General features: G+C 71.2%; 32 protein-coding genes and 1 tRNA gene. 14 read left to right on the top strand and 19 right to left on the bottom strand.

Going from position 1 to position 25,690, the window contains the following annotated elements:
• Positions 1–71: 71 nt before the first annotated feature.
• Genes G6R20_RS16555 through G6R20_RS16545 form a run of 3 tightly spaced genes read right to left on the bottom strand, consistent with a single transcriptional unit; the run spans position 72 to position 3,128 of the window.
• Positions 72–980, bottom strand: coding sequence for a siderophore-interacting protein (locus G6R20_RS16555; protein WP_163377048.1), 909 nt, complete (start codon positions 978–980; stop codon positions 72–74).
• Positions 973–2,028 (bottom strand): iron chelate uptake ABC transporter family permease subunit, encoded by a 1,056-nt coding sequence (locus tag G6R20_RS16550; protein WP_163377047.1) that lies wholly within the window; start codon positions 2,026–2,028, stop codon positions 973–975. The genes G6R20_RS16555 and G6R20_RS16550 overlap by 8 nt, the downstream gene beginning before the upstream one ends.
• Complete coding sequence (locus G6R20_RS16545; RefSeq protein WP_240341530.1) at positions 2,025–3,128, bottom strand: iron ABC transporter permease; 1,104 nt, start codon at positions 3,126–3,128, stop codon at positions 2,025–2,027. The genes G6R20_RS16550 and G6R20_RS16545 overlap by 4 nt, the downstream gene beginning before the upstream one ends.
• Positions 3,129–3,191: 63 nt before the next feature.
• Here G6R20_RS16545 and G6R20_RS16540 point away from each other — a divergent pair, with 63 nt between their 5' ends.
• Genes G6R20_RS16540 through G6R20_RS16525 form a run of 4 tightly spaced genes read left to right on the top strand, consistent with a single transcriptional unit; the run spans position 3,192 to position 5,538 of the window.
• Positions 3,192–4,127, top strand: coding sequence for an iron-siderophore ABC transporter substrate-binding protein (locus tag G6R20_RS16540; protein WP_163377046.1), 936 nt, complete (start codon positions 3,192–3,194; stop codon positions 4,125–4,127).
• Complete coding sequence (locus tag G6R20_RS16535; protein WP_240341529.1) at positions 4,127–4,975, top strand: ABC transporter ATP-binding protein; 849 nt, start codon at positions 4,127–4,129, stop codon at positions 4,973–4,975. Before G6R20_RS16540 ends, G6R20_RS16535 begins: the two co-directional genes overlap by 1 nt.
• A gap of 42 nt (positions 4,976–5,017) precedes the next feature.
• A complete protein-coding gene (locus G6R20_RS16530) occupies positions 5,018–5,251 on the top strand; it encodes a type II toxin-antitoxin system ParD family antitoxin (protein WP_132064192.1) in 234 nt (77 codons plus the stop codon).
• Positions 5,248–5,538 (top strand): type II toxin-antitoxin system RelE/ParE family toxin, encoded by a 291-nt coding sequence (locus G6R20_RS16525; protein WP_163377045.1) that lies wholly within the window; start codon positions 5,248–5,250, stop codon positions 5,536–5,538. The genes G6R20_RS16530 and G6R20_RS16525 overlap by 4 nt, the downstream gene beginning before the upstream one ends.
• 96 nt (positions 5,539–5,634) lie before the next feature.
• Here the strand turns inward: G6R20_RS16525 and G6R20_RS16520 are convergent, their stop codons facing one another.
• Positions 5,635–6,252 carry a response regulator transcription factor gene (locus G6R20_RS16520; protein WP_163377044.1) on the bottom strand — a complete coding sequence of 206 codons (618 nt, stop codon included), beginning with the start codon at positions 6,250–6,252 and terminating at the stop codon, positions 5,635–5,637.
• 127 nt (positions 6,253–6,379) lie between these two features.
• Here G6R20_RS16520 and G6R20_RS16515 point away from each other — a divergent pair, with 127 nt between their 5' ends.
• Positions 6,380–6,658, top strand: a complete 279-nt coding sequence (locus G6R20_RS16515; RefSeq protein WP_096906898.1) for a WhiB family transcriptional regulator — start codon at positions 6,380–6,382, stop codon at positions 6,656–6,658.
• Between the two features lie 225 nt (positions 6,659–6,883).
• Positions 6,884–7,264 carry a cupin domain-containing protein gene (locus G6R20_RS16510; RefSeq protein WP_205475928.1) on the top strand — a complete coding sequence of 127 codons (381 nt, stop codon included), beginning with the start codon at positions 6,884–6,886 and terminating at the stop codon, positions 7,262–7,264.
• Positions 7,265–7,298: 34 nt separating this feature from the next.
• Here G6R20_RS16510 and G6R20_RS16505 read toward each other — a convergent pair whose 3' ends face one another.
• Positions 7,299–7,742 (bottom strand): hypothetical protein, encoded by a 444-nt coding sequence (locus G6R20_RS16505; RefSeq protein ID WP_163377042.1) that lies wholly within the window; start codon positions 7,740–7,742, stop codon positions 7,299–7,301.
• 112 nt (positions 7,743–7,854) lie between these two features.
• Here G6R20_RS16505 and G6R20_RS16500 point away from each other — a divergent pair, with 112 nt between their 5' ends.
• The 3 genes from G6R20_RS16500 to G6R20_RS16490 all read left to right on the top strand — a co-directional run bounded on the left by G6R20_RS16500 (position 7,855) and on the right by G6R20_RS16490 (position 11,579).
• The gene (locus G6R20_RS16500) at positions 7,855–10,377 is read left to right on the top strand and encodes a LuxR family transcriptional regulator (RefSeq protein ID WP_163377041.1); all 2,523 of its coding nucleotides are present in this window, start codon (positions 7,855–7,857) and stop codon (positions 10,375–10,377) included.
• 37 nt (positions 10,378–10,414) lie between these two features.
• Entirely contained in the window at positions 10,415–11,101 is a 687-nt protein-coding gene (locus G6R20_RS16495) for a hypothetical protein (protein WP_240341528.1), read from the top strand.
• Between the two features lie 100 nt (positions 11,102–11,201).
• Positions 11,202–11,579 carry an excalibur calcium-binding domain-containing protein gene (locus tag G6R20_RS16490; RefSeq protein ID WP_163377039.1) on the top strand — a complete coding sequence of 126 codons (378 nt, stop codon included), beginning with the start codon at positions 11,202–11,204 and terminating at the stop codon, positions 11,577–11,579.
• 52 nt (positions 11,580–11,631) lie between these two features.
• On the opposite strand, the gene G6R20_RS16485 is transcribed toward G6R20_RS16490, so the two are convergent.
• Together G6R20_RS16485 and G6R20_RS16480 are read right to left on the bottom strand one after the other, a co-directional pair.
• Entirely contained in the window at positions 11,632–12,675 is a 1,044-nt protein-coding gene (locus tag G6R20_RS16485) for an NAD(P)-dependent alcohol dehydrogenase (protein WP_163377038.1), read from the bottom strand.
• A 190-nt stretch (positions 12,676–12,865) separates the two neighbouring features.
• Complete coding sequence (locus tag G6R20_RS16480) at positions 12,866–13,408, bottom strand: DNA starvation/stationary phase protection protein (RefSeq protein WP_163377037.1); 543 nt, start codon at positions 13,406–13,408, stop codon at positions 12,866–12,868.
• 259 nt (positions 13,409–13,667) lie between these two features.
• Between G6R20_RS16480 and G6R20_RS16475 the strand changes: the two genes are divergently transcribed.
• The gene (locus G6R20_RS16475) at positions 13,668–14,438 is read left to right on the top strand and encodes a hypothetical protein (RefSeq protein ID WP_163377036.1); all 771 of its coding nucleotides are present in this window, start codon (positions 13,668–13,670) and stop codon (positions 14,436–14,438) included.
• A 72-nt stretch (positions 14,439–14,510) separates the two neighbouring features.
• Here the strand turns inward: G6R20_RS16475 and G6R20_RS16470 are convergent, their stop codons facing one another.
• The 9 genes from G6R20_RS16470 to G6R20_RS16430 all read right to left on the bottom strand — a co-directional run bounded on the left by G6R20_RS16470 (position 14,511) and on the right by G6R20_RS16430 (position 20,852).
• A complete protein-coding gene (locus G6R20_RS16470) occupies positions 14,511–14,756 on the bottom strand; it encodes a DUF6480 family protein (RefSeq protein WP_163377035.1) in 246 nt (81 codons plus the stop codon).
• A complete protein-coding gene (locus tag G6R20_RS16465; protein WP_163377034.1) occupies positions 14,753–15,940 on the bottom strand; it encodes a GDSL-type esterase/lipase family protein in 1,188 nt (395 codons plus the stop codon). Before G6R20_RS16465 ends, G6R20_RS16470 begins: the two co-directional genes overlap by 4 nt.
• A gap of 71 nt (positions 15,941–16,011) precedes the next feature.
• Complete coding sequence (locus tag G6R20_RS16460; RefSeq protein ID WP_163377033.1) at positions 16,012–17,130, bottom strand: FAD-dependent oxidoreductase; 1,119 nt, start codon at positions 17,128–17,130, stop codon at positions 16,012–16,014.
• Positions 17,131–17,160: 30 nt separating this feature from the next.
• Positions 17,161–18,045, bottom strand: coding sequence for a DUF1295 domain-containing protein (locus G6R20_RS16455; protein ID WP_163377032.1), 885 nt, complete (start codon positions 18,043–18,045; stop codon positions 17,161–17,163).
• 125 nt (positions 18,046–18,170) lie between these two features.
• Positions 18,171–18,243: transfer RNA gene (locus G6R20_RS16450), tRNA-Gly, on the bottom strand.
• 133 nt (positions 18,244–18,376) lie between these two features.
• On the bottom strand, positions 18,377–18,667 hold the full coding sequence (locus G6R20_RS16445) for a DUF4287 domain-containing protein (protein ID WP_163377031.1): 291 nt from the start codon (positions 18,665–18,667) through the stop codon (positions 18,377–18,379).
• 64 nt (positions 18,668–18,731) lie between these two features.
• Positions 18,732–19,292 (bottom strand): dihydrofolate reductase family protein, encoded by a 561-nt coding sequence (locus G6R20_RS16440; RefSeq protein WP_163377030.1) that lies wholly within the window; start codon positions 19,290–19,292, stop codon positions 18,732–18,734.
• A gap of 141 nt (positions 19,293–19,433) precedes the next feature.
• Complete coding sequence (locus G6R20_RS16435) at positions 19,434–20,432, bottom strand: RNA polymerase subunit sigma-70 (protein WP_205475927.1); 999 nt, start codon at positions 20,430–20,432, stop codon at positions 19,434–19,436.
• A gap of 60 nt (positions 20,433–20,492) precedes the next feature.
• A complete protein-coding gene (locus tag G6R20_RS16430; protein WP_163377029.1) occupies positions 20,493–20,852 on the bottom strand; it encodes an Rv2640c family ArsR-like transcriptional regulator in 360 nt (119 codons plus the stop codon).
• 98 nt (positions 20,853–20,950) lie between these two features.
• On the opposite strand from G6R20_RS16430, the gene G6R20_RS16425 reads away from it, so the two are divergent.
• Positions 20,951–21,406, top strand: a complete 456-nt coding sequence (locus G6R20_RS16425) for an ArsI/CadI family heavy metal resistance metalloenzyme (protein WP_163377028.1) — start codon at positions 20,951–20,953, stop codon at positions 21,404–21,406.
• A gap of 22 nt (positions 21,407–21,428) precedes the next feature.
• Here the strand turns inward: G6R20_RS16425 and G6R20_RS16420 are convergent, their stop codons facing one another.
• Positions 21,429–22,217 (bottom strand): SDR family oxidoreductase, encoded by a 789-nt coding sequence (locus tag G6R20_RS16420; protein WP_163377027.1) that lies wholly within the window; start codon positions 22,215–22,217, stop codon positions 21,429–21,431.
• A 194-nt stretch (positions 22,218–22,411) separates the two neighbouring features.
• On the opposite strand from G6R20_RS16420, the gene G6R20_RS16415 reads away from it, so the two are divergent.
• The gene (locus G6R20_RS16415) at positions 22,412–22,822 is read left to right on the top strand and encodes a YciI family protein (protein ID WP_163377026.1); all 411 of its coding nucleotides are present in this window, start codon (positions 22,412–22,414) and stop codon (positions 22,820–22,822) included.
• A gap of 16 nt (positions 22,823–22,838) precedes the next feature.
• On the opposite strand, the gene G6R20_RS16410 is transcribed toward G6R20_RS16415, so the two are convergent.
• Together G6R20_RS16410 and G6R20_RS16405 are read right to left on the bottom strand one after the other, a co-directional pair.
• Complete coding sequence (locus G6R20_RS16410) at positions 22,839–23,579, bottom strand: RES domain-containing protein (protein WP_083249499.1); 741 nt, start codon at positions 23,577–23,579, stop codon at positions 22,839–22,841.
• Entirely contained in the window at positions 23,576–23,968 is a 393-nt protein-coding gene (locus G6R20_RS16405; RefSeq protein WP_067716113.1) for a hypothetical protein, read from the bottom strand. Before G6R20_RS16405 ends, G6R20_RS16410 begins: the two co-directional genes overlap by 4 nt.
• Positions 23,969–24,123: 155 nt before the next feature.
• Between G6R20_RS16405 and G6R20_RS16400 the strand changes: the two genes are divergently transcribed.
• Together G6R20_RS16400 and G6R20_RS16395 are read left to right on the top strand one after the other, a co-directional pair.
• Positions 24,124–24,414, top strand: coding sequence for a DUF3072 domain-containing protein (locus G6R20_RS16400; protein WP_159147892.1), 291 nt, complete (start codon positions 24,124–24,126; stop codon positions 24,412–24,414).
• A 13-nt stretch (positions 24,415–24,427) separates the two neighbouring features.
• Entirely contained in the window at positions 24,428–25,642 is a 1,215-nt protein-coding gene (locus tag G6R20_RS16395) for a DUF6596 domain-containing protein (protein ID WP_163377025.1), read from the top strand.
• Positions 25,643–25,690 lie beyond the last annotated feature (48 nt).

Below are 25,690 nucleotides of genomic sequence, written 5' to 3'. Positions count from 1 at the left end.
CTTACGCGGCTCAAGACGGCTGCCGAATCAGATCGGCATGCTCACGATGTTCACTCTCGGCAGGCGGACTGCTACAGCGGCCCGCCGAGGCGCCAGTATCCGGTGAACTGGACGCGGTCGGCCTCCTGGTCGCAGGCGAGGAGATGACGGCGGACGGCCGTGACCATCCCGGACTCGCCGGCCACCCACGCGAACCCGGTGGGGAACTCGGCCGCGGCCAGCGCGTCGATGAGCTCGTACGCCGAGCCCGGCGCGGCCGCCACCACCCGAACCCGGACGCGGTCGGCGTCGGCGGGGGAGACCGCGGGCAGGACGGTGCGGGGGAGCGCGGACGGGTCGGGCACCGCGGCCAGCACGTCGAGTGCCAACGTCGGAGGCCGGTCCTCGATCAGCCGGGCCAGCGCCGGCAGGGCGGTGGCGTCGCCGACGGCGAGCATGCGGTCGGCCGCGGGGAGTGCCCGGCTGACGCGCGGGCCGACGATCGTCAGCTCGTTACCCGGCCGGACCGACTCGAGCCAGCGCACGCCCGCGCCCGAGGCGTGGCGGACCAGGTCGACGCACAGCGCGCCGTCGCGCAGCGAGCGCACGGTGTACTCCCGCACCAGCGCGGCCCCGCCCGGCGGGTGGCCCAGCCCGCCGCCCGGCGCGGGAACGGGGAGCGTGACCTCGCCCGTGTCGGGATCGGGCAGGCAGAAGACAACGACGTCGTCGAAGGCCGGGCTGCGCACGGCGGGCACGAGCTCGGGGGCGTCGGCCGCGGGGGCGCCTGCGGAGCCTGTAGCGGCGACCTTCCCGAGCTCATCGCCCTCAAGCGTGACGCGCACCAGCTCGGGAGCGAGCGGCTCGACGGCACGGACCCGGACCCGGCGCAGCGCGGTCGGCTGCCAGCTTTCCGCCCGGTGGGGGTTGCGCGGGCGCGGGGCCTCGCGGGCGGACGGGCGCCGGTCGGATCTTTTGGACATTCCGGCCTGGTCAGGCACGACGCCCCTCCCGCCACAACAGGCCCAGGAAGAACAGCCCGCCGAGCACCACCGTCACCACGCCCACCGGGAGCGGCAGGGCGAACGCGTGCTGGGCCACCAGATCAGAGGCCAGGAGCAGCACCCCGCCGAGCAGCGCCGCCGGCAGGACCCGATCACTGCGGGTGAGCAGCCGCGACAGGTGCGGAGCCACCAGCGCCACGAACGAGATCGGCCCGGCCGTCGCCACCGCCGCCCCGGCCAGGACCGTGGCCGCCGCCAGCAGGACCAGCCGCGTGCTCCGCAGTCGCACGCCCAGGGCCACCGCGACGTCGTCGCCGAGTGCGAGCGCGCGCATGGCCCGGGACCGACTCGCGATGACCACCGACGCCACGAGCAGCACCCACGCCAGCGGCCAGAGCTCGGACCAGCCGCGACCCTGCAGCGATCCCGTGAGCCAGATCTGGGCGGTGACCGCGCTCGCCACGAAACCGCGGGAGAGCAGGTGCGCCACGTACGCCATCGCCAGGGCGCCCAGCGCCACGCCGAGCAGGACCAGGCGCGCGCCGCTGAGCCCTCGCCACCACGTCAGCGCCAGGATGAACCCGGCGGTGAGCGCCGCGCCGACCAGTGCGCCCGTGGCCACCTGCGCCATCCCACCGCCCAGCACGAGGATCACCGTCGCCCCGCCCGCCGACGCGCCCTGGGTGATGCCGATGATGTCCGGGCTGGCCAGCGGGTTGCGGGTGAGCGCGCAGAACAGCGCGCCGGAGGTCGCCAGTGCCGCGCCGACCGCCACCGCGACCAGCGACCGGGGCAGGCGGCGTTCGTGGATGAAGAAGTCGGTGGTGCGGTCGGGTGCGTCGCCGAACAGGGTCGCGACCGCGTCGGGGACCGTGATGGCGTACTCGCCGACGATGAGCGAGGCGGCCACGAGGATGACGACGACGACGGCGAGGGCCGCGGTCACCCACGCCGTCCGCAGGTGCAGCCGGACCGAGAAGCCGCCAGCGGTGAGGAGTCGCTCGCCGCTGGGCAGGGCCTGCCCGGCGCGCGCGGACGGCGTCATGCGACACCCACCCGTCGGCCCGCGGCGAGGTACGCCACCAGCAGCGGCGCGCCGATGAACGCCATGACCACGCCCGCCGGGGTCTCCGAGCCGCCCGCGATCACGCGGCCGACCACGTCGGCCACCAGCAACAATGCCGGGGCCACCACCATGGACAGCGGCACCACCCGGATCAGGCTCGGGCCGACGAGACCGCGGACGAGGTGGGGCACCACCAGTCCGACGAAGCTGATGGGTCCGGCCAGCGCGGTGGCGGTCCCGGCGAGCAGCGCGACGGCGACGAGCGACCACACCCGCACCCACCCGGGTCGCACACCCAGGGCCACCGCCGAATCGTCGCCCAGGGCGAGCGCGTCCAGGCTGCGCAGGAGCAGCAGGGCGATCACCCCGCCCGCGAGGACGAGCGGGATCACGCCGGCGACCTCGTCGATCGAGCGCGCGGTGAGCGAGCCGACCTGCCAGAAGCTGTACGCCTGCAGGACGGTCTCGTCCAGCACGACGAACGTCTGACTGAGACCGGACAGCACCGCTGCCAGCGCGACGCCGGCCAGGGTGAGCCGAACAGGGGAGGACGCCGCGAGCGCCGAGGTGCTGAGGAGCAGGATGATCGCGGACGCCACCCCCGCGCCGGCCAGTGCGAACCACACCGTGGAGGCCAGGCCGAGGCCGCCGGTGAGCGTCGCTCCGGCGACCACCCCGAGCGTCGCGCCGGCGTTGACGCCGAGGATTCCCGGGTCGGCGATCGGATTGCGGGTCACGGCCTGCATGAGCGCCCCGGACGCGCCGAGCGCCGCCCCGCACACCAGCCCGAGCACGGTCCGGTTGGCCCGCAGTTCGCCGACGATCCCCACCACGCTCTGCGTGCCCTGCCCGAGCAGGGCGCCCACCACTTCGGCGGGCGGGATCGGGCGTGCGCCGATCGCGAGGCTGGCCACCACGGCGGCCGCCAGGGCCAGCACGGCCACGATCAGTCCGGGAACCAACCCGGTCCCGCGGCGGGGTGGCTGGGCAGCGCTTGCTGCCGGGGCGGCTGCCCGGTCGGGGGCCGGCACCGCGGGCCGTCCGTCGGCGTCGGAGTCGGGGAGAGGTCGTGGGGCCACGGTGGAACCCTAGACCAGACTCGCAGTTAGGTTAGCCTTGCCTGTGTGGTTTGATCTGTAGCCATGACCAGAATCTCACGCCGGCGCCGCTCGGCGCCCGCCCTGATCGCCATGGCCCTCGCCTCCGCGGTGGCCCTGTCCGCGTGCTCCGGCAGCAGCGACACCGCCGAGGCCTCCTCGGACGACGCCTACACCGTCACCCACGCGATGGGCGAGACCGTGATCGACGGGACGCCCGAGAGGGTCGTCGTCCTCGACTCCCCGCACCTCGACGCGCTCGTCGCGCTCGGCCACGCCCCCGTCGGGATCACCGAGTCCGGCGCCGGCACCGGCGCCCCGCCGTACCTCGGCGGCGTGGACGCCGAGATCGTGGGCCTGACCTCCGAGCCCGACATCGACGCGATCGCCGCGCTGGCCCCCGACCTCATCATCGGCGCCAAGGTCCGCCACGAGGCCATCTACGACGAGCTCTCCGGCATCGCGCCCACCGTGTACTCCGAGAACTCCGGCACCGACTGGCAGGAGCAGGCGCGGATCACCGCCGCCGCCGTCGGCGAGGACGACGAGATGGAGCAGCTCATCGACGACCTCGACACCCGCATCGCCGAGGTCGGCGAGCAGGTGGGCGCCGAGGGCACCACGCTGTCGATCGTCCGGTTCCGCCCGGACAACTTCCGCCTCTACGGACCCGAGACGTTCTCCGGCTCGATCCTGTCCCAGATGGGCTTCGACCTGGGCGAGCGCGAGTGGAACGAATACTCCATGGCCGAGCTCTCCCCGGAGTTGTACGAGCAGATCACCGGCGACGTCGTGTTCTTCACCAACCCCGGCGGCGACCCGTCGGCGACGACCATGGCGACCGTGACCGGACTGTGGGGCGACCTGCCCGCTGTGAAGTCCGGCCAGGCCTACGAGGTCGAGGACGAGACCTGGATGGTCGGCATCGGCGTCCTGGGCGCCGGCGAGATCCTCGACGACGTCCAGGAGATCCTGGGCTGATGCGCCCAACTTCCCTCGACCGTGATGCCGGCGCCGGCGCCCAGCTCGAGCGCGGGCGCGGGCGCGGGCTCACGGTGGAGGGGGCGCGGCTCGCGTACGAACGCCGGGTCGTGGCCACCGACCTCGACCTGGAACTGCCCGAGGGCGCGTTCACGGTGATCGTCGGCCCCAACGCCTGCGGCAAGTCCACGCTGCTCAAGGCGCTGGCCCGCGTGATCGCCCCCGGCGAGGGACGGATCCTGCTCGACGGACACGACCTGCACCGGCTGCGGACCAAGGAGGTCGCCCGCCGGATCGGGCTCCTGCCGCAGGGCGCCGTCACCCCGGAGGGGATCCGGGTCGATGACCTGGTGGCCCGGGGCCGACACCCGCACCACAGCCCACTACGCCAGTGGAGCCGTTCCGACGACACCGCTGTGACCGACGCGATGGCCTCCACCGGCGTGTCCGATCTGGCGACCCGGTTCGTCGACGAACTCTCCGGCGGCCAGCGGCAACGCGTGTGGATCGCCATGCTGCTGGCCCAGGAGACGCCCATTCTTCTGCTGGACGAGCCCACCACCTACCTCGACATCGCGCACCAGTACGACGTGCTGGACCTGCTCCGAGACCAGCACGAGACCGGGCGCGCGGTGGTCGCCGTGCTCCACGATCTCAACCAGGCCGCCCGCTACGCGACGCACCTGGTCGTGATGAAGGACGGCCGCGTGGTGGCCACCGGCGCCCCGGCCGAGGTCCTCACCGCCGAGCTGGTGGAGCAGGTTTTCGGGCTCCCGTGCCTGATCGCGGCCGACCCGGTGACGGGAACGCCCACCGTGGTCCCGCTCGATCGGCGTGGCCGGAGCTGAATCCGGAGCCGCGGTGTTACCAATTATTGGTATCGTTGCCGCATGGGTCAGAACACCTCCATCAGTTTGGACCAACACTTCATCGACTTCCTCGCTCGCGAGGTCGATTCCGGTCGCTACCGTTCAGCCAGCGAGGTCGTCCGAGCAGGGCTCCGGCTCCTCGAGGACCACGAAACCCAGCTCGCCGCGCTGCGCCGCGCGCTCATTGCCGGCGAGGAGAGCGGTGCGCCGGAGGAGTTCGACTTCGACGCGTTCATCGCGACCAAGCGGGCATGAAGAGCTATCGGCTCACCCCCGCAGCCCAGAGCGACTTGTCCGAGATCTGGGATTTCACCCGGGAACGCTGGGATATCCAGCAAGCCGAGACGTACATATCGGAGATACGAGCGGCGATCGAACGCATCGCCGAGGAGCCGGCGCGTGGACGCGACTGCGACGAGATCCGCCCCGGGTACCGTCGCTACGCGATCGGCAGCCACGTCGTGTTCTATGTGGAGACGGAAGGCACTGTGGATGTCATCCGGCTCCTCCACCAGCGAATGGATCCGTCCCGTCACGTGTGAGATAGACGGCTCCGGCGCCCGACCCGGCATCTGCGTCGGTGGGGCGGGCAGGTGACCTTGTCGTCGTCGTTCTTGTCGTCGTCCTCGCCCCCAGTCTTACCGGTCCGGCTTGAGGCCGTTCTCGATGCCCCACGCGACAGCCTGCGCCCGGGTGGTGACGTCCATCTTGCGGTAGGCCGAACGCACGTAGGTCTTGACCGTGTTGAGCGAGAGGTAGCACTGCTCGGCGATCTGATCATTGGACAGCCCCTGCACGATCAGGCTGACCACCTCGGCTTCACGGTGTGAGAGGCCGGCCTCCTTGGCGGGCCACTTGTCGGGACCCATGATCGGCAGGCCCGTTCCCGTCAGGGTGACGCGGTTCCCGGCGGCGATCTGCTCGATGCCGCTCACCAGCTCGGGAGCGGTCAGGGACTTGGACAGGAACCCGTGGGCGCCCGCGTCGAGGCTGTCTCGGACCGCGGCCGGGTCCGAGGTGAACGAGTAGACGGCGACCGTCGCGATGGTCGGATCCTGCAGGAGGTTCTCGAGGCGGTCGTCCTTGCCCAGGGATGAGGCGAAGGAGTCGTACAGGGCCACGTCCACCGTGGCCGAGCCGCTGGTGACCATCTCCTTCTCCACCATCTCGATCCGGTCGGAGTAGGGGGCCAGGAAGGCGTTCACCCCGGCGACGACGACGAGGTAGTCATTGACCACTGTGACCCTGATCGGCATGTGCAGAGCCTAGCAACGGACGACAACCGGCCGCGCCAGCGATTACACCCCTAAGGGTGAGGCGCGCCCGGGTGGTCCCGGGAGACACTTCGTCGTTGATCTTCCGCCTTCCGCGACAGGAGTACGAGTGCCACGGTTCAGGAATCTGAAACCCACATCGGAGTACTGGGCTTGGAGGGACGACGGAGCGTGCGTCGGGGACCCCGACCTCTTCTACAGCGCCGAAGACGAGCCCAAGGGTGTGCGTCGTCGCAAGGAGGACGCAGCCAAGGCGATCTGCGCCGGTTGCGCCGTGCTCGAGACCTGCCGGAAGTTCGCGATCGAGGCCGGCGAGCTCTACGGCGTCTGGGGCGGGATGACTGAACTCGACCGGCACAAGCTGGCGGGGCGGCAGCGGACTGGGTAGGTCTCGGGGGCGCTCGGCGGTCCCCGGCCGCTTTCGTGATTGTTCCTTCACTCTGAGTCCGACCTGCGTTAGCGTGGAGCCGAGCCTGTGAGTCGAGACCGTCCGAGCGGACGCGGGGGAGTGACCATGACGCGCCCATCGATCCGAGGCGGCGTCGCACTCGCCGTCGCAGTACCCGTGCTGGCGACGGCCGCGTGCAGCCCGCAATCGACCGCGCCTCCTGTAGTGAAGCGGGATACCATCCGCGCCCTGGACATCGTCGAAGGCCGGCAGGACGAGCCCATCGAGCTGGCAGTGGACGGCGGCGCCGACGGGGTGAAGGTGACGCATCGCAGGATCACCCTCGCGCCCGGGGTCGGCACCGGCCGACACTGCCACCACGGGCAACTGCTCGTGGTGGTGGAGCAGGGCGAGCTCACCCACTACGCCGACGCCTACCACGGCGGCGTCCACGTCTACCGCGCCGGCGATTCGGTGGTCGAAGACCCTCGGTACGTGCACGAGACGGTCAATGAGGGGTCGGAGGGCCTGGTGGTGATGGTCACCCACTTCACTCCGGAGGGGATGCCGACGGAGGAGACGGATCTCGCGAAGTGTGAGCAGTAGGCAGCCGGTGTGACCAGCGACCCGCCTGCCCGGGTTACGCGTAGACCGGCGCCCACGCCGGGTCGGGGGACCGGACCTCGAGGTACGCGGTGGCGGAGTCGGTGTACGCCAGGACGAACGCCACCAGGTGGGCCCCGAGCAGCACCCACGCCGACCACAGGGTGATGTCCCAGAGCGCGGTGACCAGCGTGAGGCCTGCCGCGATCGTCAGCAGCGCCCGCGCCCACCGCTCGCCGTCGCGCAGTTTCACCGCGGCCACCACCTGCAGGACTATCGCCGACACCACGCCCATCGCGATGATCGCGCCGATCCATGCGACCCCCGGGGCGGGGGTCGACGCGTCCTCGGTGCCGCCGAGCGGCACGACGAACCCGAGCAGGTCGGTCGCCGCCAGCACGCCGGTGATGGTGAGCGTGCTGAACAGGCCACAGAACAGCCAGATCCACGACGCGGCGGTGACGGTCGACGGTCGGGTCATGCGGTTACCTCTCCACGAGAACGGAACAGATTGCCTATAGCGTGTACCGCCGCAGACAGGTGTCGATAGAGTGCGTCACACCTGATTTTTTCGGCGCAGCGAGGAGGGTCCCGTGCCCGCGTGGAACACGACCCGTGCGGCGGTGCGGTCCGACACCGTGGCACGCGCGACCGCGCGATGCGTCGACACGCGGCGAGGCGTGCTCGTGGTGGGGCCTCCGGGTGCAGGCGCCAGCCGGTGCGCGGCCGACATCGCCGCAGGTCTCCGCGCCGCCGGGGTCCCCGTGGTGGTGTGGGACGACCTGGATCGCCTGAGTGCGCCGCCCCGCAAGGTCCCCGATGGTGCGGTCCTGGTGGCATCGGCCAGGGTGGGTGCGGCACTGCCTCCCGGATACGACGACGAGGTGAGCACGCGCACCACCCGGCTTCCACTACGCCTGCTGACACGCGGCGAATCGGAGATGGTGGTCTCCGAGGCCGTCGGTATGCCCGTGTCGGCGCGGCTGGTCGAGGCACTGTGGGCGTCCTCGCACGGCAACCTCACGGCGCTGCGCGCCACCTACGACGACCTGGCCGCCCGCCGGCTGACCCGCCGCACCCGCGACCGGCTGGAGTTGGTCGAGGATCCCGCCACCGCGATCGCCGGCGTCGCCGTCGACCCGCACCTGTGGATCGACCCCCGCACCGCCGCCGCGGACCTCGGCCCCCTCACCACTGCGGCCCTCGCCCGACGCATCCCGCTCGACGACCTGGTTCGGCTGCACGATGACGACGTGGTGAGCGATCTCCTCGCCCGTGGGTTGCTGTTCGAGCGGCACGAGGGCGGCGTCGAGGTGCTGTCGGTGCAGCCGCCCATTCTGGCGAGGGCGTTGCGCGCCGGGGCCGACCACCGGCGGCGACGCAAGGTCTACGCGGCCGTGCTCGATCGCGCCGCATGCCGTGACGCAGGCCGGGCCAGCGAGCGGGCCGACGACCGGGCCGGCGGGCGGGCTTCAGGCGAGATCACCGGCATGGCGGCTCCCTTCCAACCGGACCCGCGAATCATCCTGTGGGCGCTGGTCAACGCCCGCCCCGTCGACGCGGGATGTGTGGTGGCCGCTGCCCGCGCCGCCCTCGACGGCCACGACTACCGCACCGGGGTGGAGCTCCACGACGCCGCCCAGCGCTCCGCGCTCACCACAGCGTCGCTGCAGCAGGCCGAGCTGTCGCTGATCGCGGGCTCGTGCCTGCGCCTGCTCGACCGGCTGCCCGACGCCGCCGCGATGTTCGACCGCTCGCTGGCCTGCCTGCGGGACGATCCCGGCGGGGCCGACCACACCCGGGTGCTCATCGAGAACGTCACGGCCCGGGCGGACCTCGCGCACTACCGGGACCGGGGTCCCGAGCAGTCGCTGCCGCTGATCGAGTCAGCGCACCAGTGGCTTCCCGACGGGCACCCCGGGCGCGCGGTGCTCGAGGCGCTGACCGTGGTGCACCTGAGTTACTCGGGGCGCTACCGCGAGGCGGGCCGGGCCTACACCGAGCTCACCGCTGAGCTGCCGCCCGAGTGGGAGCGGCGCCTGGAGCCGATCCACGCCCTCGCGCTCGATTCCATGGGGCAGTCCGAGGCCGCATTGGCCGTGATTCGGCGCGAGGCCCGCCGATCCCGGTCGGTCGGCGGCCAGGCGTGGGCGTCCGAGGAGTTTCTCGCGGCGCTGGTGTCGGTGATGCTGCACGGCTTCGGAATCAACGCGCTGCTCGCCGAGCTCGCGCCCGTCATCGCGGTCGAGCAGGATGATCACGTGCGCGTCGATCACGGCGTGCGGCGGCTGGTCGACGCCGAGATCGCGCTCGCCGCCGGGGACCTCCCGGCCGCGGTGGGGGCGGCGTCCGACGCGGTCGCGATCATCGAGGTGGACGGTCCCGAGGACTTCCACTCCCGTTCGCTGTCCCTGTACGCGCTGGCCGCCGCGATGTCCGGACAGGCCGCCACCGCGGAGGAGTACCTGCAGCGGATGCGCGCCATCCCGGGGTACACCAACTCGCCGGTGGGTCCGGAGATCCGCGGCGTGGAGGCGGGCGTGCTGATCTGCCTGGGGCGCCCCGGCGAGGCGGGCGAGGTCGTCCGGTCGCTGATCGACGAGGGGCTGAACGGCGCAGCCACCCGCGCCGCCATGGCCGGGGTCCTCACCGCGGACCCGGAGATCTGTCGGGCGCTGGCCGAGGTGGATGTCACCGGCGACGTGCCGGTGCTGGTCCGCGACCTGGCGGTGGCGATGTCTGCCCGCAACCCCCGGCTGTTGCTGGACGCGGCCCGCCGGGCCCGGACGTACGGGTTGCACATGGTGGCGGCGGTCGCCGCGGACCGTGCCCGCGACGCAGCGTCGCCGGGATCGAAGTTCCACTCCCAGGCCGAGCGGATGCTCGCGACCACCGAGCTGGGCGGGCCGCTGGCCGGCCTCACCCGCGTCGGTGGCCCGGCGGTCTCGGTCCCGGCCGGGGTCTCGTTGACCCGCCGCGAATCCCAGATCGCCGACCTGGTGGGGCAGGGACTGACCAACGCCGAGATCGCCGCCGAACTCCACCTGTCCAAGCGGACGGTGGAGGGGCACCTCAACCGGATCTACACCAAGACGGGTACCCGACTGCGAGGCTGAGACCACAGCGGGGCCGAGTCGGATTCGAGGTGTGCGCGTGCAGCAGTCAGAGAGTGGTCGGCAGGCCCCGGGTGATCGGGCGACCTTCTGCGAGGCCCCGGCGGCCTACATCGTGGAGACGTACTTCGTGCTCCGGATGGTGATCGCGGGCGCGGCCATCGGCCTTCCCGTGGCACTTCTGGTGTGGGTCACCCTCGACCCCGATTTTCCGATGATGGACTCGCTGAGCTCCTTCTACTACACGCCGGCCCGCGGGCTGTTCGTCGGAACCCTGGTGGCGATCGGGGTCGCTCTGGTGGCGTACCGCGGCTATACGCGTGGTGAGAACTGGCTGCTCAACGCCGCCGGCACGCTCGCGATCGTCGTCGCCCTCTTCCCGACGGAGGACCCGGCCCTGCCCGGGCTGAACGCGGTGAGCGTCACCCACGCGGTGGCGGCCACGTCATTCTTCGTCCTGGCGGCACTGTCGATCTTCTTCTACGGGCAGGAGACGATCGCCTCCATTCCGAACGCGGAGCTGCAGCGCAGCTATCGCCTGGGCTATCGGATTCTCGTGGTGCTGGTCCTGCTCTTCCCGTCCCTCGCGCTGCTCATCGCCTGGCTGATGGACTCCACCCTGTGGCTGTTCCTGGTCGAGACCGCCGCGCTCTACGCCTTCGCGATGTTCTGGATCGTCAAGACCTACGAACTCTCGCGGTCGCATTCCCGGCGCATGCTCGTGTGATGCGTCCGCGCGAAACGGTCAGCGACGTGAACATGCCTCGGTTAATCTGAGCTCACTACTCAACGCCACTCCCATGGCCTTCCCCCTCGAGGTTCACACCATGATCCGTCGTTCCCTCACCGCTCTCGGCCTGGCGACTCTCGTCGCCCTCGGCGCCGCCCCCTCCGCCGTCGCCGCCGAGATCCCCGTCGGATCAGGGGTCATCGCCGTACCGGACATCGCACCGATCGTCGTACCGGTCCCGATGGGATTCGACGCCGCCACCCTGCCGCTCCTGCCGTTCCCGCTGGTCTGGGCCCCGCAGTTCATGCCCGCGCCGGTCGAGAGCGCGCCCGCGACCACGCCGGCCCGTCGGCTCTCGGGCTGTCGCGAGGCGTGGGACCTCGGAGTGGCCCCCATCCACCGCGGCAGCGAGTACTACGACCCGTCGATGGACGGCGACGACGACGGCATCGCCTGCGAGCGGGACAACCGCTAGAGCCGGCTGGCTCCTGCGGCGGGCGGGCGGTGGGCGTGGTCTCCTCGCGGGGCTACGTGCCGTGCGGCGCGATCACCGCCCGCCCGCTGATCTGGCCGTCGACGAGTTGCTGGTAGGCCTCCAGGGCCCGGTCGAGCGGATACACGTGGACCTCCGGCGAGATCCTGCCCGCCCGGTACAACTCCACCACCTCGTGGAGGTCCTCGAGAGTGCCCCAGTAGGTGGAGGAGAAGTTCACCTCGTAGGGCAGCTTGAAGGCGTTCCAGGCGAAGTCGTCGCCGGCCAGGCCCACCACCGTCAGCGAGCCCTGCTGGGCGACGCAGGCCGCGGCGAGCTCGAGGGTCGGGGCGGCGCCGACGAAGTCGAACACCGCGTTGACGCCGAGCCCGCCGGTGAGCTCCCTGATCTTCTCGGCGGCGCCGTCGGTCGGGACACGGATCGCGCCATCGGCCTCCGCGGCGGCTACGGCGTCGGGCTTGGTGTCGGTGGCGTACACGGTGGCCCCGGTGAGCGCCTTGATGATCTGCACCCCGACCAGGCCCAGACCGCCCAGGCCGATGCACAGCGCGGTCGCCCCGGGCGTGGTGAGGTGGGGCATCGCGCGCTTGATGGCGTGGTACGGGGTCAGGCCGGCGTCGGCGAGCGGGGCCGCGGCCACGGGGTCGGCGTCGCCGAGGGGGACGAGGTTGCGGGCATAGGTGGTCATGTACTCGGCCATGCCGCCGTCGCGCCCCAGGCCGGTGGCCAGGTAGCCGACCGACGGCACGTCCTGGCAGTAGGTGTCCTGTCCGCGCGAACACGGCTTGCACCGGCCGCAGCCGATCGGGCCGTAGACCAGGTAGGCATCGCCCTTCGTGAGCCCGGTGACCCCCGGGCCCAGCTCCTCCACCCAGCCCGAGACCTCGTGGCCCAGGGTGAACGGCGGGGTGAGAAAGCCCGTGGGGTCGCCGGGGAAATCGTGGAACAGCCCAACGTCGGAATGACATGCACCGGAGCCGGCCACCTTGAGCAGGACCTCGCCGGGGCCCGGGGAGGGCCGATCGACATCCTTGAGTACGGGGAAGGTCTTGAAACACTCGAACACGACTGCCTTCATGGCTGCGCACCTCGCTGAATCGCCGGAGGACGCACCGGACGAGTGACGTCCGTCACAAGTATCCCCCGGCTGTCCAGAGGCACCGGTTGTCCAGAGACGCCAGCGGGCCGGACCCCGGGGAGAGGTCCGGCCCGACGGCTCAGCGCGCGTGGCCGCTCAGCGCGCGTGGCCGCTCAGCGCGCGTGGCGGCTCAGGCGGAGGCGTTCTTGGCGGCGGCCTTCTCCGAGGCGTCGTCAGCGGTGGGCAGGCTGCCAGCGGCGTTCTCGAGGTGCGCGCGCACGAACCACTGGAACTTCTCGAGCTCCGCGGTCTGGCCGATGAGGATGTCCTCGGTGACCGGGTCGACGTCGCCGGCCACCGAGATGGCCTTGCGGTGGTCGGAGATCATGCCGTCGTAGACCTTGTCGAGCGCACCGAGGTGGGCCTGCGCGGTGTCCCGGCCGAGGGAGTAGTCGTCCCACGAGCGGTGATCGGCGTTCGCGCCCATTGTGCCCACCGGCGAACCGCCCAGCGTGGCGATGCGCTCGGCCAGCACGTCCGCGAAGCCGCGCACCAGCTCGACCTGCGGGTCCAGCATCTCGTGCACCGAGATGAAGTTGGGGCCCACGACGTTCCAGTGCACGTGCTTGAGCGTGAGGTGCAGGTCGTTGCACGCCGTCAAGCGCTTCTGCAGGGTGTCGGCGAGCGTGGCCGAGTCGGCGGTGGACAGTCCGGGAACGGTGAATTGAGGCATGGCTCGACCGTAGCGGCGGCCTCGGCCGGTCGCGACCGATCGCCGCTTCGCCGGCGTCCGGCGGCCCGGCCGGCGTGGCCCGGCGATCGGCCGGGGATCGGCCGCGAGGTTGACACCGTCAAGACCAGGACAACCGTCCAAAACGGCGGGTTTCGACCTACCATCAGGAGCGCCGACACGTGGCGAGCACCAGCTCACCTGCCGGCCACCACGCCCGCATCGAGCGGCCCCGCGGCCGTAGCCTGAAGACAGGAATCACATGACATCACGGACCCTCCGATCCCTCGCCACCGGCGCGGCCGCGCTACTCGTCGCCTCCGGACTCGCCGCGGGAACCGGGGCCGGCGTCGCCGGTGCCGAGCCCGTCACCGCCGAGCCCACCGCCACCGAGTGCGCGACCTCGCAGACCGTGACGTACAACGACTCCTCCACCCTGTGGACCGACTACCACCTCACCAAGGAGGTCGTGGGCGACGGCACCGCCGCCCCCGGCGGGACCGTGACGTTCCGGACCACCGTCAGCGGCGCCGGGGCCCTGGTCGGCCGGATCGACGACTTCCATCCGGCCGGGTTCGAGCTGGTCCGGGCGCGGGAGAGCGTCTGGTTCCTCATCGGCGGCCAGACGTGGTCGACGGTCACCGACGACGTGACCCGCGATTCCGCCACCAACTCCGTCCGCCACTCCGGGGCCGGATGGACCACCGCCGGCAACGCCAAGGCCACCCTCGAGACCACCTACCGCGTGCCCGACGACGCCACCCCCGGCGACGTGCTCAACACCGGCGCCGCCACGAACCTCGTCCTGGCCGACGGCCGCAAGGTGGCCAACCCCATCAACACCTGCGTCACCATCCGCGAGCCCAACCCCGCCGAGGCCGTCACCGGCAGCCTCGAGGGACTCGGCCTGGGGTCGCTGACCTCCGGCTCGAGCGCGCTGGGTGACATCGGCGCCGACCCCGCGGTGTTCTCCGCCGACCTCATCAACAACATCGACGTCGGTCAGCTGATCGGCGCAGTCGCCGGGAGCTGAGCCCCGGAGCGCCGAGGGCCGCGGCAGGATCGAACTCTGCCGCGGCCCTTGTCGTCGTCGTCATCCCAGTCGTCATCCCAGTCCGAACATCCGCCCGACGAGCCCGAAGACCATCACCAGCACCACCAGGATGATGATCGCCAGCAGCACCACGATGCCGACGCGGGAGTTCGACTTGGTCGGGCTCTGGCCGGTGCGAGCGCTGTCGGAGGCCAGGGAGGTGGAATCCGAGTCCGGCGTCGTGGGACCCACGGGGGAGCCGCCCGCGTCGAGGTCGGGGGAGTCGCTGGGATCCGGATCCGGGGGCGTAGTCGTCATAGCCCGTGTGTACACGAATCGCCACGGGTGCGATCGCCGGGAGCGAAGGGGCCCCCGCTCCCGAACGCGTGCCGGGCGAAGCGCGTGCCGATCAGCTCATGCGTGGCGGTGTCGGGGTGCAGGGCGTCGGGGAGCGGGTGCTCGGCGGCGTCCGCGGATCCGTACAGCGCGGTGCCGTCGAGATGGTGGAGGTTCTCGTCGTCCCGGGCCTCCACGATCGACGCGAGTGCGTCCCGGATGACGCGGAGAGTCAGCCGCCCCTGCGCGGTGTCCCCGGTCTCGCCCGTCGCGATGAACCGCACCTCGCCCGTGCGGAAGGTGTCCGGATCGAACGCGCCGGGACCCGGGGTGTCCTCGTGGATGCCGCAGTAGATCGGCGAGACGAGCAGCAGCGGGGTGGTGGGGTGCCCGTCACGGATCGTGTCGAGAAACCCGTGCACTGCGGGGACGAACGCGCGCAGCCGCATCGAATCCGAGTTGGTGACGTTGATGCCCAGCTTGAGGCTGATCAGGTCGGCCGGGGTGTCGCGCATGACGCGGGCCATGAACGGGTCGACGAGCGCGCTGCCGCCGACGCCGAGGTTGCGCAGGTCCACGCCCCCGAGTCGGGCGGCGAGGGCGGGCCAGGTCCGCGCCGGCGACGTGGCGTTGGAGCCGTGGCTGATCGAGCTCCCGTGGTGGAGCCAGCGGCGCCTGTCCGTCGGTGCGGGTGTCACCGGGGCATCCGTCCGGAGTTTGAGGAGCTCGACTTGCTCGTTGTGCGGCAGCCACAGCTCGACGAGTTTCTCGCCAGCGCCCAGCCCGGTGAACCGCGTGAGGTGCGGTGGGCCGGGCACGAGTTCGGTCACGCCGGTCTGGAGGTCCGTCTCGATGGCGTCGCCGCCGGTGAGCTGGTCGCTCGCGACGAGTCGGTGGTCGACCACCAGATCGATGCTCCCGCGGGGGCGTTGGATACCGCGGTAGACGAGGCGGGTGGGGTGGGTGACCAGCTCGATGCTCTCCGCGTCGGTGACCACCGCGACCCGGACCCCGGAGGGCTGCGCCTCGACCGAGAGCAACTGCGGATCGGGGAACCGGGCGCCGACCCAGGCCGGAAGCCGGTGCGGTCGCAGCCCGCGCGAGGTCGTCTCGAGGTACTCGTGACCGCGCAGGAGCTCGGGCGTCAGGGGAGTGCGGATGGTCATGGGCCAAGTGTCCACTACGGGGTGCCGTGTGGCCGGGCTGGTGGGCGCCTGCGTATGCCCGCGCGGCCACGTCACCGCCGCCGGCGCCGCACCCCGCCGTAGATCCCCTGGCGGGTGATGAGGCGCTGGAGCACGACGTCGTTGACCCGCGCCGGCACGCGCACGCCTTGGCCGGTGGGCGCGAACACGATCAGGCCGTCGCGGAGCGGACCGAGCACCGAACCCCATCGGCGCGGCGGCCGGCGGTAGTCGCGCAACGGCTGGCCGGCGAGATGCGCCCGGATGTTGCGCGCGAGCAGGACGTGCCCGCGGTTGCGGGCGGAGGTGCGCAGCGGGTCGGTGGCCGCGACATCCCCCACGGCGAACACGCCCGGATAGCCGGTGACCTCCAGAGTCGGCTCCACGGCGACGAACCCGCGGTCGTCGAGCATCCCGTCCGGAAGCCACGCGGTGTTGGGGGTGACGCGGCCGATCGCCCAGATCACCACGTCGGCGTCGGCCGGCGGCTGCCCCGTGGTCCAGGTGACGGGCCCGCCGGTGAGGTGGCGGGTCTCGTGGTCGGGCGGCAGGTCCGCGCGGTGACCCGGGTGCAGGCCCACGCCGAGGCGCTCGAGGCGGGACCGCACGCGCAACCAGACGCGGTGGTGGTGATGGGGCAGCGCCCGCTCACCGGGGAAGCACAGGTCCACGGCCGTGGCCGGCCACCGCTCGGCCACCTGCGCGGCCGCGCTCACCGCCGCCGCGCCGCCGCCGATCACCGCCACCGACCCGGCCGCCGCGAGGCGCTGGTGCGGAGAGGCGAGCTCGGCGTCGACGTCCGCCGCGTCCCGGAGGGTGGGGTGGCGCCAGAAGCCGTTGGTCACCCCGGTGGAGACGACGACGACGTCGTACGGTTCCTCGGCACGGGTTCCATCGGCGAGGGTCACGCGCACGAGCCGCTCGCGGGTGTCCAGGCCGGTCGCGGTGCCGTGCACGATGCGCGTGCGGTCGAGGCCGCGGAACCGGCGGTAGGCGATGCGGTAGTCCCGCTCCCACTCCTCCGGCCGGGCCAGGCGCAGGCCGAGCTCCTGGCCGCTGACGAACTCCGGCGTGGCGGTGATTCCCACGACGTCGGCATACCGGTGCAGCGCGATGGCGGTGAGGACGCCCGTGTCGCCGAGGCCGACGATCACGACGCGGGGGCGGGTCACGCGCGGGGCCGGGTCATATGCGGCGCCGCGTCATACGCGGGCGGTGGCCTTCCTGGGCGGTCGCGGGAGGAACCGGGACACGCGCTGTATGACGTCGTCGTACTCGGGGCGGCGCTCGAGGCTGCGTCGCTCCATCATCGGGATGCTCACGCCGAGGAACATGGCGAGCATCGCGGCGGCGCCGACGAACACCCACCACGCGCCGGGCCAGGCGGCCAGACCGAACAGGGCCATCGACAGCCAGATGCCGCACTCGCCGACGTAGTTCGGGTGCCGCGACCACGACCACACCCCGGTCTGCATGACCTGGCCCGGCGTGCGGGTGGCGAGGAAGCGGTGCATCTGCAGGTCGGCGATCGTCTCCAGTGCCAGTGCGGCGATGCCGACGGCGAACGCGACGATGTCCAGCCAGCCGAGTGGTTGCCCGGCGCGCGTGGCCACCACGTAGACGGGGATGACGCCCGCGAACACCACCAGGGTGGGAAAGACGTGGATCCCCATGAGGTCGGCGACGAGGCCGAACCTCCCGGCCTTCTCGCGGACCAGCGGGTAGCGCCAGTCCTCGTGATGCATCCCGGGGAAGGTGCGGACCCAGTTGGCGGTGAGGCGGATCGCCCACGCCACCAGCACAGCCATCATGAGCCACCAGCGGACGTCGTTCACGCCGGCATCGGCGGCGACCCACCAGTAGAACGCCAGCAGCGGCGGGATGACCGACCAGTAGGCGTCGTAGGTGCTGGAGTTCCGGAAGATGCGGCTGAACCCGAAGATGACCAGCGTCGCCACGAGGTCGGCGATCAGCCCGTCCAGCCACAACTGCCCGGTGTCCGGACCCCACACCAGCCACGCCAGCCCGGCGGCGATGGCGATGACGTACGCGACGGTGATTCGCAGGAGGGACGCGCCTCGACTCATGTCAGGAGGGTAGAGCGGCGCACGGCCGTTGGTTGAGGTAACTGCGAATGTGGCCGGTTCGGTCTATCCCGGCGCGTGTGCGTCCAGAGGGAAATGAACGACCTCGTCGTCGTCACTTCCGAGAGAGCGGATGACGAGATTCGAACTCGCGACCCTCACCTTGGCAAGGTGATGCGCTACCAGCTGCGCCACATCCGCATCGCTCCGCAGGCTCGCTCTCGCTCACCGCGTTGCGAGAAAGAACTCTAGACCATCCCTCCGGGAGCTCGTCGGGGAGGTACCCCTCGGGCGCTCGCGTCGCCCGCCAGCCCTGTCACAAGCCAGTCGTCCGTCACCTGTTGGGGTTGGTGGCTGCCCCGTCCAGCCACAGCGTGTCGGAGGCGTCGGAGTGGGAGCCCCCCGACCCCACGTGCTTCGGGTCGATCTTCGGACCCTTGGTGATGACGTGGACCAGGGCCATCCCGTGGCCGCGGCCCAGGTCGTAGTCCTCCTTGAGCCACGCGAGGATCGGGCCCGCCTTGGTTCCGGGGCCGAAGCCCTTCTCGGTGGCGGCGTCGACCAGTTGCCGGGGTGTGAGTCCGGTCTTGGTCTCGATCGTGTCGAGGTACGCCTGGAATGACATGGGGTGCTCCTTGCTGGTGGGTGGTGGCGGGTACGTGGTGGGCGACAGGTGCTGTGCGGGGCGGTCAGGTGGCCGGGGTGTCGGGGCGGACGGAGTAGGTGGCGACGATGTTGCCCGCCGGGGTCTGGGTGGAGTTCAGCAGTTGCAGCCGTGTGGTGGGGACGGAGTCGTCGAAGAGCCTGCGACCGTCGCCGGTGATCACCGGGTGGATGGTGAGGGTGAGCTCGTCGATCAGGCCGGCCAGGACCAGTCGCCGGGTGGTCTCGATCCCGCCGCCGACGGCGATGTCGCCTCCGGGCTGTGTGCGCAGCTGCTCGAGGTACTCCGCCGGGTCGCCGGAGACGATCGTGCTGTTCCACGGCAGGTCGCCGGTCAGTGTCGAGGTGAGCACGTGCTTGCGGACCGGGTTGACCCACTGGGCGAACGGGTCGTCGGCGTAGGTGGGCCAGAACCCGGACCATTCCTGCCAGAGCGTCCGGCCCAGCACCAGGTCCGTGGTGGAGGCGGTCATCTGCTGCATGGACTGCATCTCCTCGGGCCCGAACGCGTCGAACTGCCAGCGCTCCGCGTGCTCGGACACGCCGTTGAGCGTGGAGAACATGTGCGCGGTGATCGTGCGGCTCATGATGATCCCTCCTGCGGGGTTTCGGGGGCCGGTCGAGCGGGTGCTCGTGGCCCGGGGGAGTTGCCTTCACAGGGGTAGACGGGACGGGGCGGCGGAAATGATCGGTGCCGCGGAGATTTTTCTGCGCGCCGGCGTCCGGGCCTACGGCAACTGTGCGGGGAGGCCGAACTCGGCGAAGTGGTGCGCGCCGATGAAGTGGGTGATGGCCGAGATGCGGCCGGCGGCGGAGTCGAGGACGTGGATCGCGAACGGCTCCCAGCGCTGGTCGCCGGCCTGGTGGTAGACCGCGACGGCTGGCCGGCCGTTGGCGGAGGTGACGATCGTGCGCGCGTTCCGGCAGACCTCGCCCGGACCACGCCACCACCGTTCGATCTCCTCCGCTCCGCGCAGCCAGAGTTCGAACGGCGGCATGGTGAACTCGGCGTCGTCGGTGAGCAGGGCGACCAGGCGGTCGACGTCGTAGGCCTCGAACGCCGCGACGTACTGCTCGAGGAGGCGCGCGTCCACGTGGGGGTCGGGGCGGGACGGCAGTGGCGACCGTGACGACGAGGACGACGACGAGGTGTTCTCCGTCGGCCCGGGGAGCGCGGTCTCGTGCTGGGACAGGGTCTTCCGGGCCCGGGCGAGCGCGGAATTGACGGAGGGGAGCGTCATCCCCAGGAGTTCGGCGCACTCCGCGGCCGAGTGGTCGAGGACGTCGCGCAGGAGCAGGACGACCCGCTGCCGGGGCGGCAGGTACTGGAGGGCGGCGACAAAGGCGAGCCGGACGGACTCACGCTCGATCGCGGTCGCAGAGGGGTCGATCCCCAGGTGCGCGTCGCTCGCCGGGCCGATCCAGGTGGTCTCGGGCAGGGTGGTCAGCGTCGTGGGGTCGTCGGGTACGCGGCCGGGTCCGGTGAGGTCCGCGGGCAGGGCCCTGCGCTGCGGAGCCCGGGTCATGTCCAGGCAGACGTGGGTGGCGATCGAGTACAGCCACGTGCGCAGGGACGACCGGCCCTGGAACCCGGCGCCGTCGCGGGCCTTCCACGCGCGGAGCATGGTCTCCTGCGTCGCGTCCTCGGCCTCGGCGAAGCAGCCGAAGTAGCGGTAGCAGTAGCCGAGGATCTCGCGCCGGTAGTCCTCTGCCTCGATCGTGTGCACGCAAGACAGTGTCCGCCGAGGCGCGACGGTCGTGGGGTGGTTTGCGCCTCAGCCGGGCGGTCAGCGGCAGCAGTTCGGGTCGAGCACCCCGCGCAGGGCGTCGAGCGACTCGGCGCGCGCCCGGTGGTAGACGTTCATGCCGCGGCGTTCGGAGTCGACCATGCCGGCCTTGCGCAACTGCCCGAGGTGGTAGCTGACGGTGGATTCGGCCAGGTCGACACCCGTGGCGAGATCGCAGGTGCACACGCCGTCGCCGCTGTCGGTGAGCAGGATCGACACGAGCTTGAGGCGGACCGGGTCCGCGAGGGCCTTGAGGCGCAGCGCCAGTTCGAGGGCGGCGGCATCGCTCATGGGGGCGGCCGACACGGGCTCGCAACAGATGGGTCCGCTGACGTCGATCACCGGGAGCGCTTTGGGCATGAGCCGATCCTAGCGACCCTCTTGACATATATCGAAGAGCGGGAGCATTCTGGCGGGGTCGAACTAATTCGATATACGTCGCACAGGTGGAGGTCACCATGTCCCGCGCTCAACTCGCCCTCAACGTCGACGACCTCGACGAGGCGGTGACGTTCTACTCGAAGCTCTTCGGCGTCCAGCCCGCCAAGCTCAAGCCGGGCTACGCGAACTTCGCGATCGCCGAGCCGCCGCTCAAGCTCGTCCTGCTCGAGAACCCCGGCAAGGGTGGCTCCATCAACCACCTCGGCGTGGAGGTCGAGTCGTCGGAGAAGGTGCACGCCGAGATCGCCCGTCTGACCGACGAGGGTCTGTTCACCGACGAGGAGATCGGCACCACCTGCTGCTTCGCCACCCAGGACAAGGTGTGGGTCACCGGACCGGCGGGGGAGAAGTGGGAGGTCTACACCGTCCTCGCCGACTCCGAGACCTTCGGCACGAGTCCGCAGCACCTCGACGACCCGGCCGATTCGACCCGTTCCGAGGAGGCCGAGACCGCGGGCACGTCCTGCTGCTGAAGGCCCTCGTCGTCGTCGTTACTCAGTCCACCGACGGCGCCCACTGCACACCGTTGATGTGCGCCCCACCGTCGACGAACAGGGTGTTGCCGGTGAGGTAGCGGCTGGCGTCGCCCGCGAGGAACGCCGCCACCGGGCCGATGTCGGCGAGCGGGTCGCCGACGCGGCCCATCGGGTTGGCCGCCGCCATGCCCGCCGCCATCTCCGGATCGGCCTCCGTCACCCGCCGATAGGCCTCGCTCTGCGCGCCGGGGCAGATGACGTTGCAGCACACCTGACGCGGCGCCCACTCCCGGGCGGCCGTGCGGGTGAGGGTCCGCAGCGCTTCCTTGGCCGCGTTGTACTGCACCGAGTACATGTGTGCGTTGACGCCGTTGAGCGAGCACAGGTTGATGACCCGGCCGGTGCCACGCTTCTCCAGCTCCGGCAGGGCCGCCTGCATCGCCCAGAACGCGGCCATCACGGCCATGTCGAAGCCCGCGCGCAGCTTCTCGTCGGTCATGTTCTCCAGGCGGGCGAACCCCGATCCCCGCCAGGCGTTGTTGACCAGGATGTCCAGGCGGCCGAAGCGGTCGGTGGCGGCGTCCACCATGGCCAGGACCTGCTCCTTGTCGGTGACATCGGTGCGCACGAACTCGGCCTGCGCACCCCACTCGTCCCGCAGCCACTGCGCGGTGTCCGTGCCGGCGGCCTCGTTGATCTCGGCCACCACCACCGACGCGCCCTCGCGGGCCAGCGCCCCGGCGATCCCCCGGCCGATGCCCATCCCGGCACCGGTCACCACGGCCACCCGTCCGTCCAGAGTTCCCATGCCCATCCTTAAGTCGGTTTCTTAAATTGATTACGGGAACAAGTTCTACTAGAAACCCGCCGCCCGGCGCGGCGGATCGGTGACGGGTCGGGCTATGGCGGGGGGCGGCGGCCCCGATGTCGAGAACCCGCGACCTGTTCCGTCTCCCCGGTGAAGCGACCACACTGGGTCGCACAGCACGAGGAGGTTCTGTCATGGCCAAGTACCTGATGCTCAAGCACTATCGCGGCTCCGCACCCGAGGAGCCCACCTATCCGCCGCTGGGCGAATGGGACCCCGACGACGTCGCCGCCCACTTCCGGTACATGGAGGACTTCGCGGACCGACTGCGGGACTCCGGGGAGTACGTGGACTCCCACGCACTGTCGGAGTCGGGGACGTGGGTGCGGTACGACGGCGAGGGCCGCCCGCCGCTGACCGACGGCCCCTTCGCCGAGACCAAGGACCTGATCGCCGGCTGGATGATCATCGATGTGGCCGACTACGACCGGGCCCTGGCGCTCGCGTCCGAGCTGTCCGCGGCGCCGGGCCCGGGCGGCGAACCGATCCGCGAGTGGCTCGAACAGCGGCCCCTGCTCACCGCTCCCACGGAGATCGAGGACTGACCGCGGCCGGTCCGCCTCAGTCGGCCCAGCGCAGGCCGAGCAACTCCATCGCGCGATTAAGGTCTGCGTCACCCGTTCCGAGACCCGCGTTGTCGAAGCGCGGCGCCAGGATGGCCGACACGTCCCCATCTCGGGAGCGTTCGAAGATCGCCCACAAGGTGAGGTCGTCCCCGTGTCGGGAGGCGAATTCGATTCCGTCGAGTGGGACGTCGTCTACGTCCGTGACCCCGTGGAGCCAGGAGGCGATTCCCCGTGTGAGGGTGCGGGGTCTCGCGTCCCTGATCGCCGCAGCATCGAGGTCGTCGAGCCCGAGTCCGAGGGCGGTCATTCTGAACCTTGATCGCAGAGCGGCCAGCGAGCGGTGATCACCAGGAACAGCAAAGCTGCCTGACATCATCGCTGTTCCACTGCATCGCACCTCGCACCAGTCGGGTGGAATCGTGCCCGCCTCGATGGTCGGGAATTCGTCTTCCCCGTCGACTTCTATCTCCGCGAGTTCGTCGGACACCCGCGAGCTGGGCCTGAACCTCGCGAGGAGCTCCAGAAGGCAGGCGAGCCGGGTCTCGCCCACGTAGAGGGTCCGCCAGGAGCCTCCGGGGTCGTCCCACCGTCCATCGAATCGGCCGTCCTCGGCGTAAGCCCAATCGGTCCACTGCCACGGTGTGGGAGCGAATCCCACGCGGTGAACTGTTATGGCGGTGTGTCTCCGGACGACTATGTCGCCGGCGTCGGTACGGACTACCGTCTCGCGGCTCATCCGACCGATACGAATTGACGCGCGGCGGCGAGCACCATCGGGCCGGTTTCTCCGACGTCACCATCGCGGAGCAGCAGAGCCGGGGCCCTGTCATCGAGAAGCGGATTGAGTCCTTGCATCCACGCCTGGGCGACCGCCGGGGAATCGCGCTCGCAGATCATTCGAGCGATCCGGTAGGCGATTCGAAGCCGTTCCACGGTTTCCGGCCCGGCGATCTGTCGGGTGCCGTCGGCCCATCCCCGTACCGCACGGGTTTCTTTGACCTGCCCCAAGTAGGCGACCAACCGATCACCCAGGAGTGGCCGGAGTGCACCGACGAGCTCGGCGTTCGTCATCCGGTTCGCCTCTTCGAACGCGGCGAGATCCGGCCGCCGATGAAGTATCGCCATCGTGATGCTCCCTGACGTGTGGGCTGTCACTGCTGAATCCCACCTTGTTTCCCACATCGTATCCCCAGCAGGTCCCAGTGACCATCCCCATTCTGGCGTCGGGCACCCCGCACTGGCCGGTGGTTCGACCGGGAGCGCGGGCGTACCGTGCGGGCATGACCAACCCGGACGCGACCACCCCGATGCCCGACGAGAACCAGAACCGCGCAGAGGAGACCCTCGGTTCGCCCGTCCCCGAGGGCCGGACCACCGACGGCAGCTCGGTGCAGCGTGACCCCGACGACTGGGTCACCGGCGACGAGCCCATGACCGAGGCGCAGAAGAGCTACCTCGATACCCTCGCCCGCGAGGCCGGCGAGGAACTCCCGGCGACGCTGACGAAGGCCGAGGCCTCCGAGCACATCGACCGCCTGCAGAAGAACAGCCCGCGCACCGGCCACGCCTAGACGAGCCGGTGCCATGACCGCCCCGGACCTCCGGACGCTGACGCCGCAGGTCATCGGCATCCTCATCCGCCGCGGAGCCGACTTCGCCACGGCCGAGGACGCCGTCCAGGAGGCGCTCATCGAGGCACTGCGCGTCTGGCCTGACGACCCACCGCGTGACCCCCACGCCTGGCTGACCGCCGTGGCCTGGCGCAGATTCCTCGACATCGTCCGTTCCGAGGGCGCCCGTCGGCGTCGTGAGCAGCGGGCGGCGGAGGAGCAGGGGCCGGGCTCGTCGTTGTCGCTGTCGTCGTCGTTGCTCGTGCCTCCGGACCCCACCGACGACACCCTCTGGCTCTACTTCCTGTGCGCCCACCCGTCGCTGCCGATGCCGTCGGCGATCGCGCTGACCCTCCGCGCGGTGGGTGGGCTGACCACCCGCCAGATCGCGCGGGCGTTCCTCGTGCCGGAGGCGACCATGGCGCAGCGGATCAGCCGCGCCAAGCGCACCCTCGCCGGCGAGCGCCTCGACCGGCCCGGCGAGGTGGCCACTGTCCTGCGGGTGCTGTACCTGGTGTTCAACGAGGGCTACACCGGCGAGGTCGACCTCGCCGAGGAGGCCCTGCGCCTGACCCGGCAGCTGTCGGCGGCCATCGACCACCCCGAGGTGCGGGGCCTGCTCGCGTTGATGCTGCTGCACCACGCGCGCCGCGCCGCGCGGTTCAGGAGCGGCGGGGCCGGCCGTGACAGCAACGACGGCGGCGACGACGACGACGAGCTCATCCCCCTCGCCGAGCAGGACCGCACCCGATGGGACGCGCGAGCGATCGCGGAAGGTGTCGCGATCCTGCAGGCAGCGCTCGCACGCGACCAGCTGGGGGAGTACCAGGCGCAGGCCGCGATCGCCGCTCTGCACGCCGACGCCGCGAGCACCGCCGAGACCGACTGGGTCCAGATCGTCGAGTGGTACGACGAGCTACTCGCCCTGCGCGACAACCCCGTGGCGCGGCTCGGGCGGGCCGCCGCGGTGGGCCACGCCGTCGGCCCGCACGCCGGCCTGGCGGCGCTGGTCGACCTGCCGGAGTCGCTGCCCCGGCGCACCGCCGCGCAGGCGTACCTCCACGAACTGGCCGGGGACACCGGCGGGGCCGCCGCGCTGTACGGCGTCGCCGCCACCGAGGCGACGTCGGTGGCCGAGCGCCGGTACCTGGCCCGCAAGGCAGCCGAGCTGCGGCGGGCGGAGTCCTGAGACCCGTACCGGCGGCCACGTTTCCAGCATGTTTCGAGTCGGCCCACC

The sequence above is a fragment of the Dietzia sp. Alg238-R159 genome (assembly GCF_900537145.1).
GTDB classification, from domain to species: domain Bacteria; phylum Actinomycetota; class Actinomycetes; order Mycobacteriales; family Mycobacteriaceae; genus Dietzia; species Dietzia kunjamensis.
Note: the sequence above shows the minus strand (reverse complement) of the source record. Positions and strands in the feature narration are given on the sequence as shown.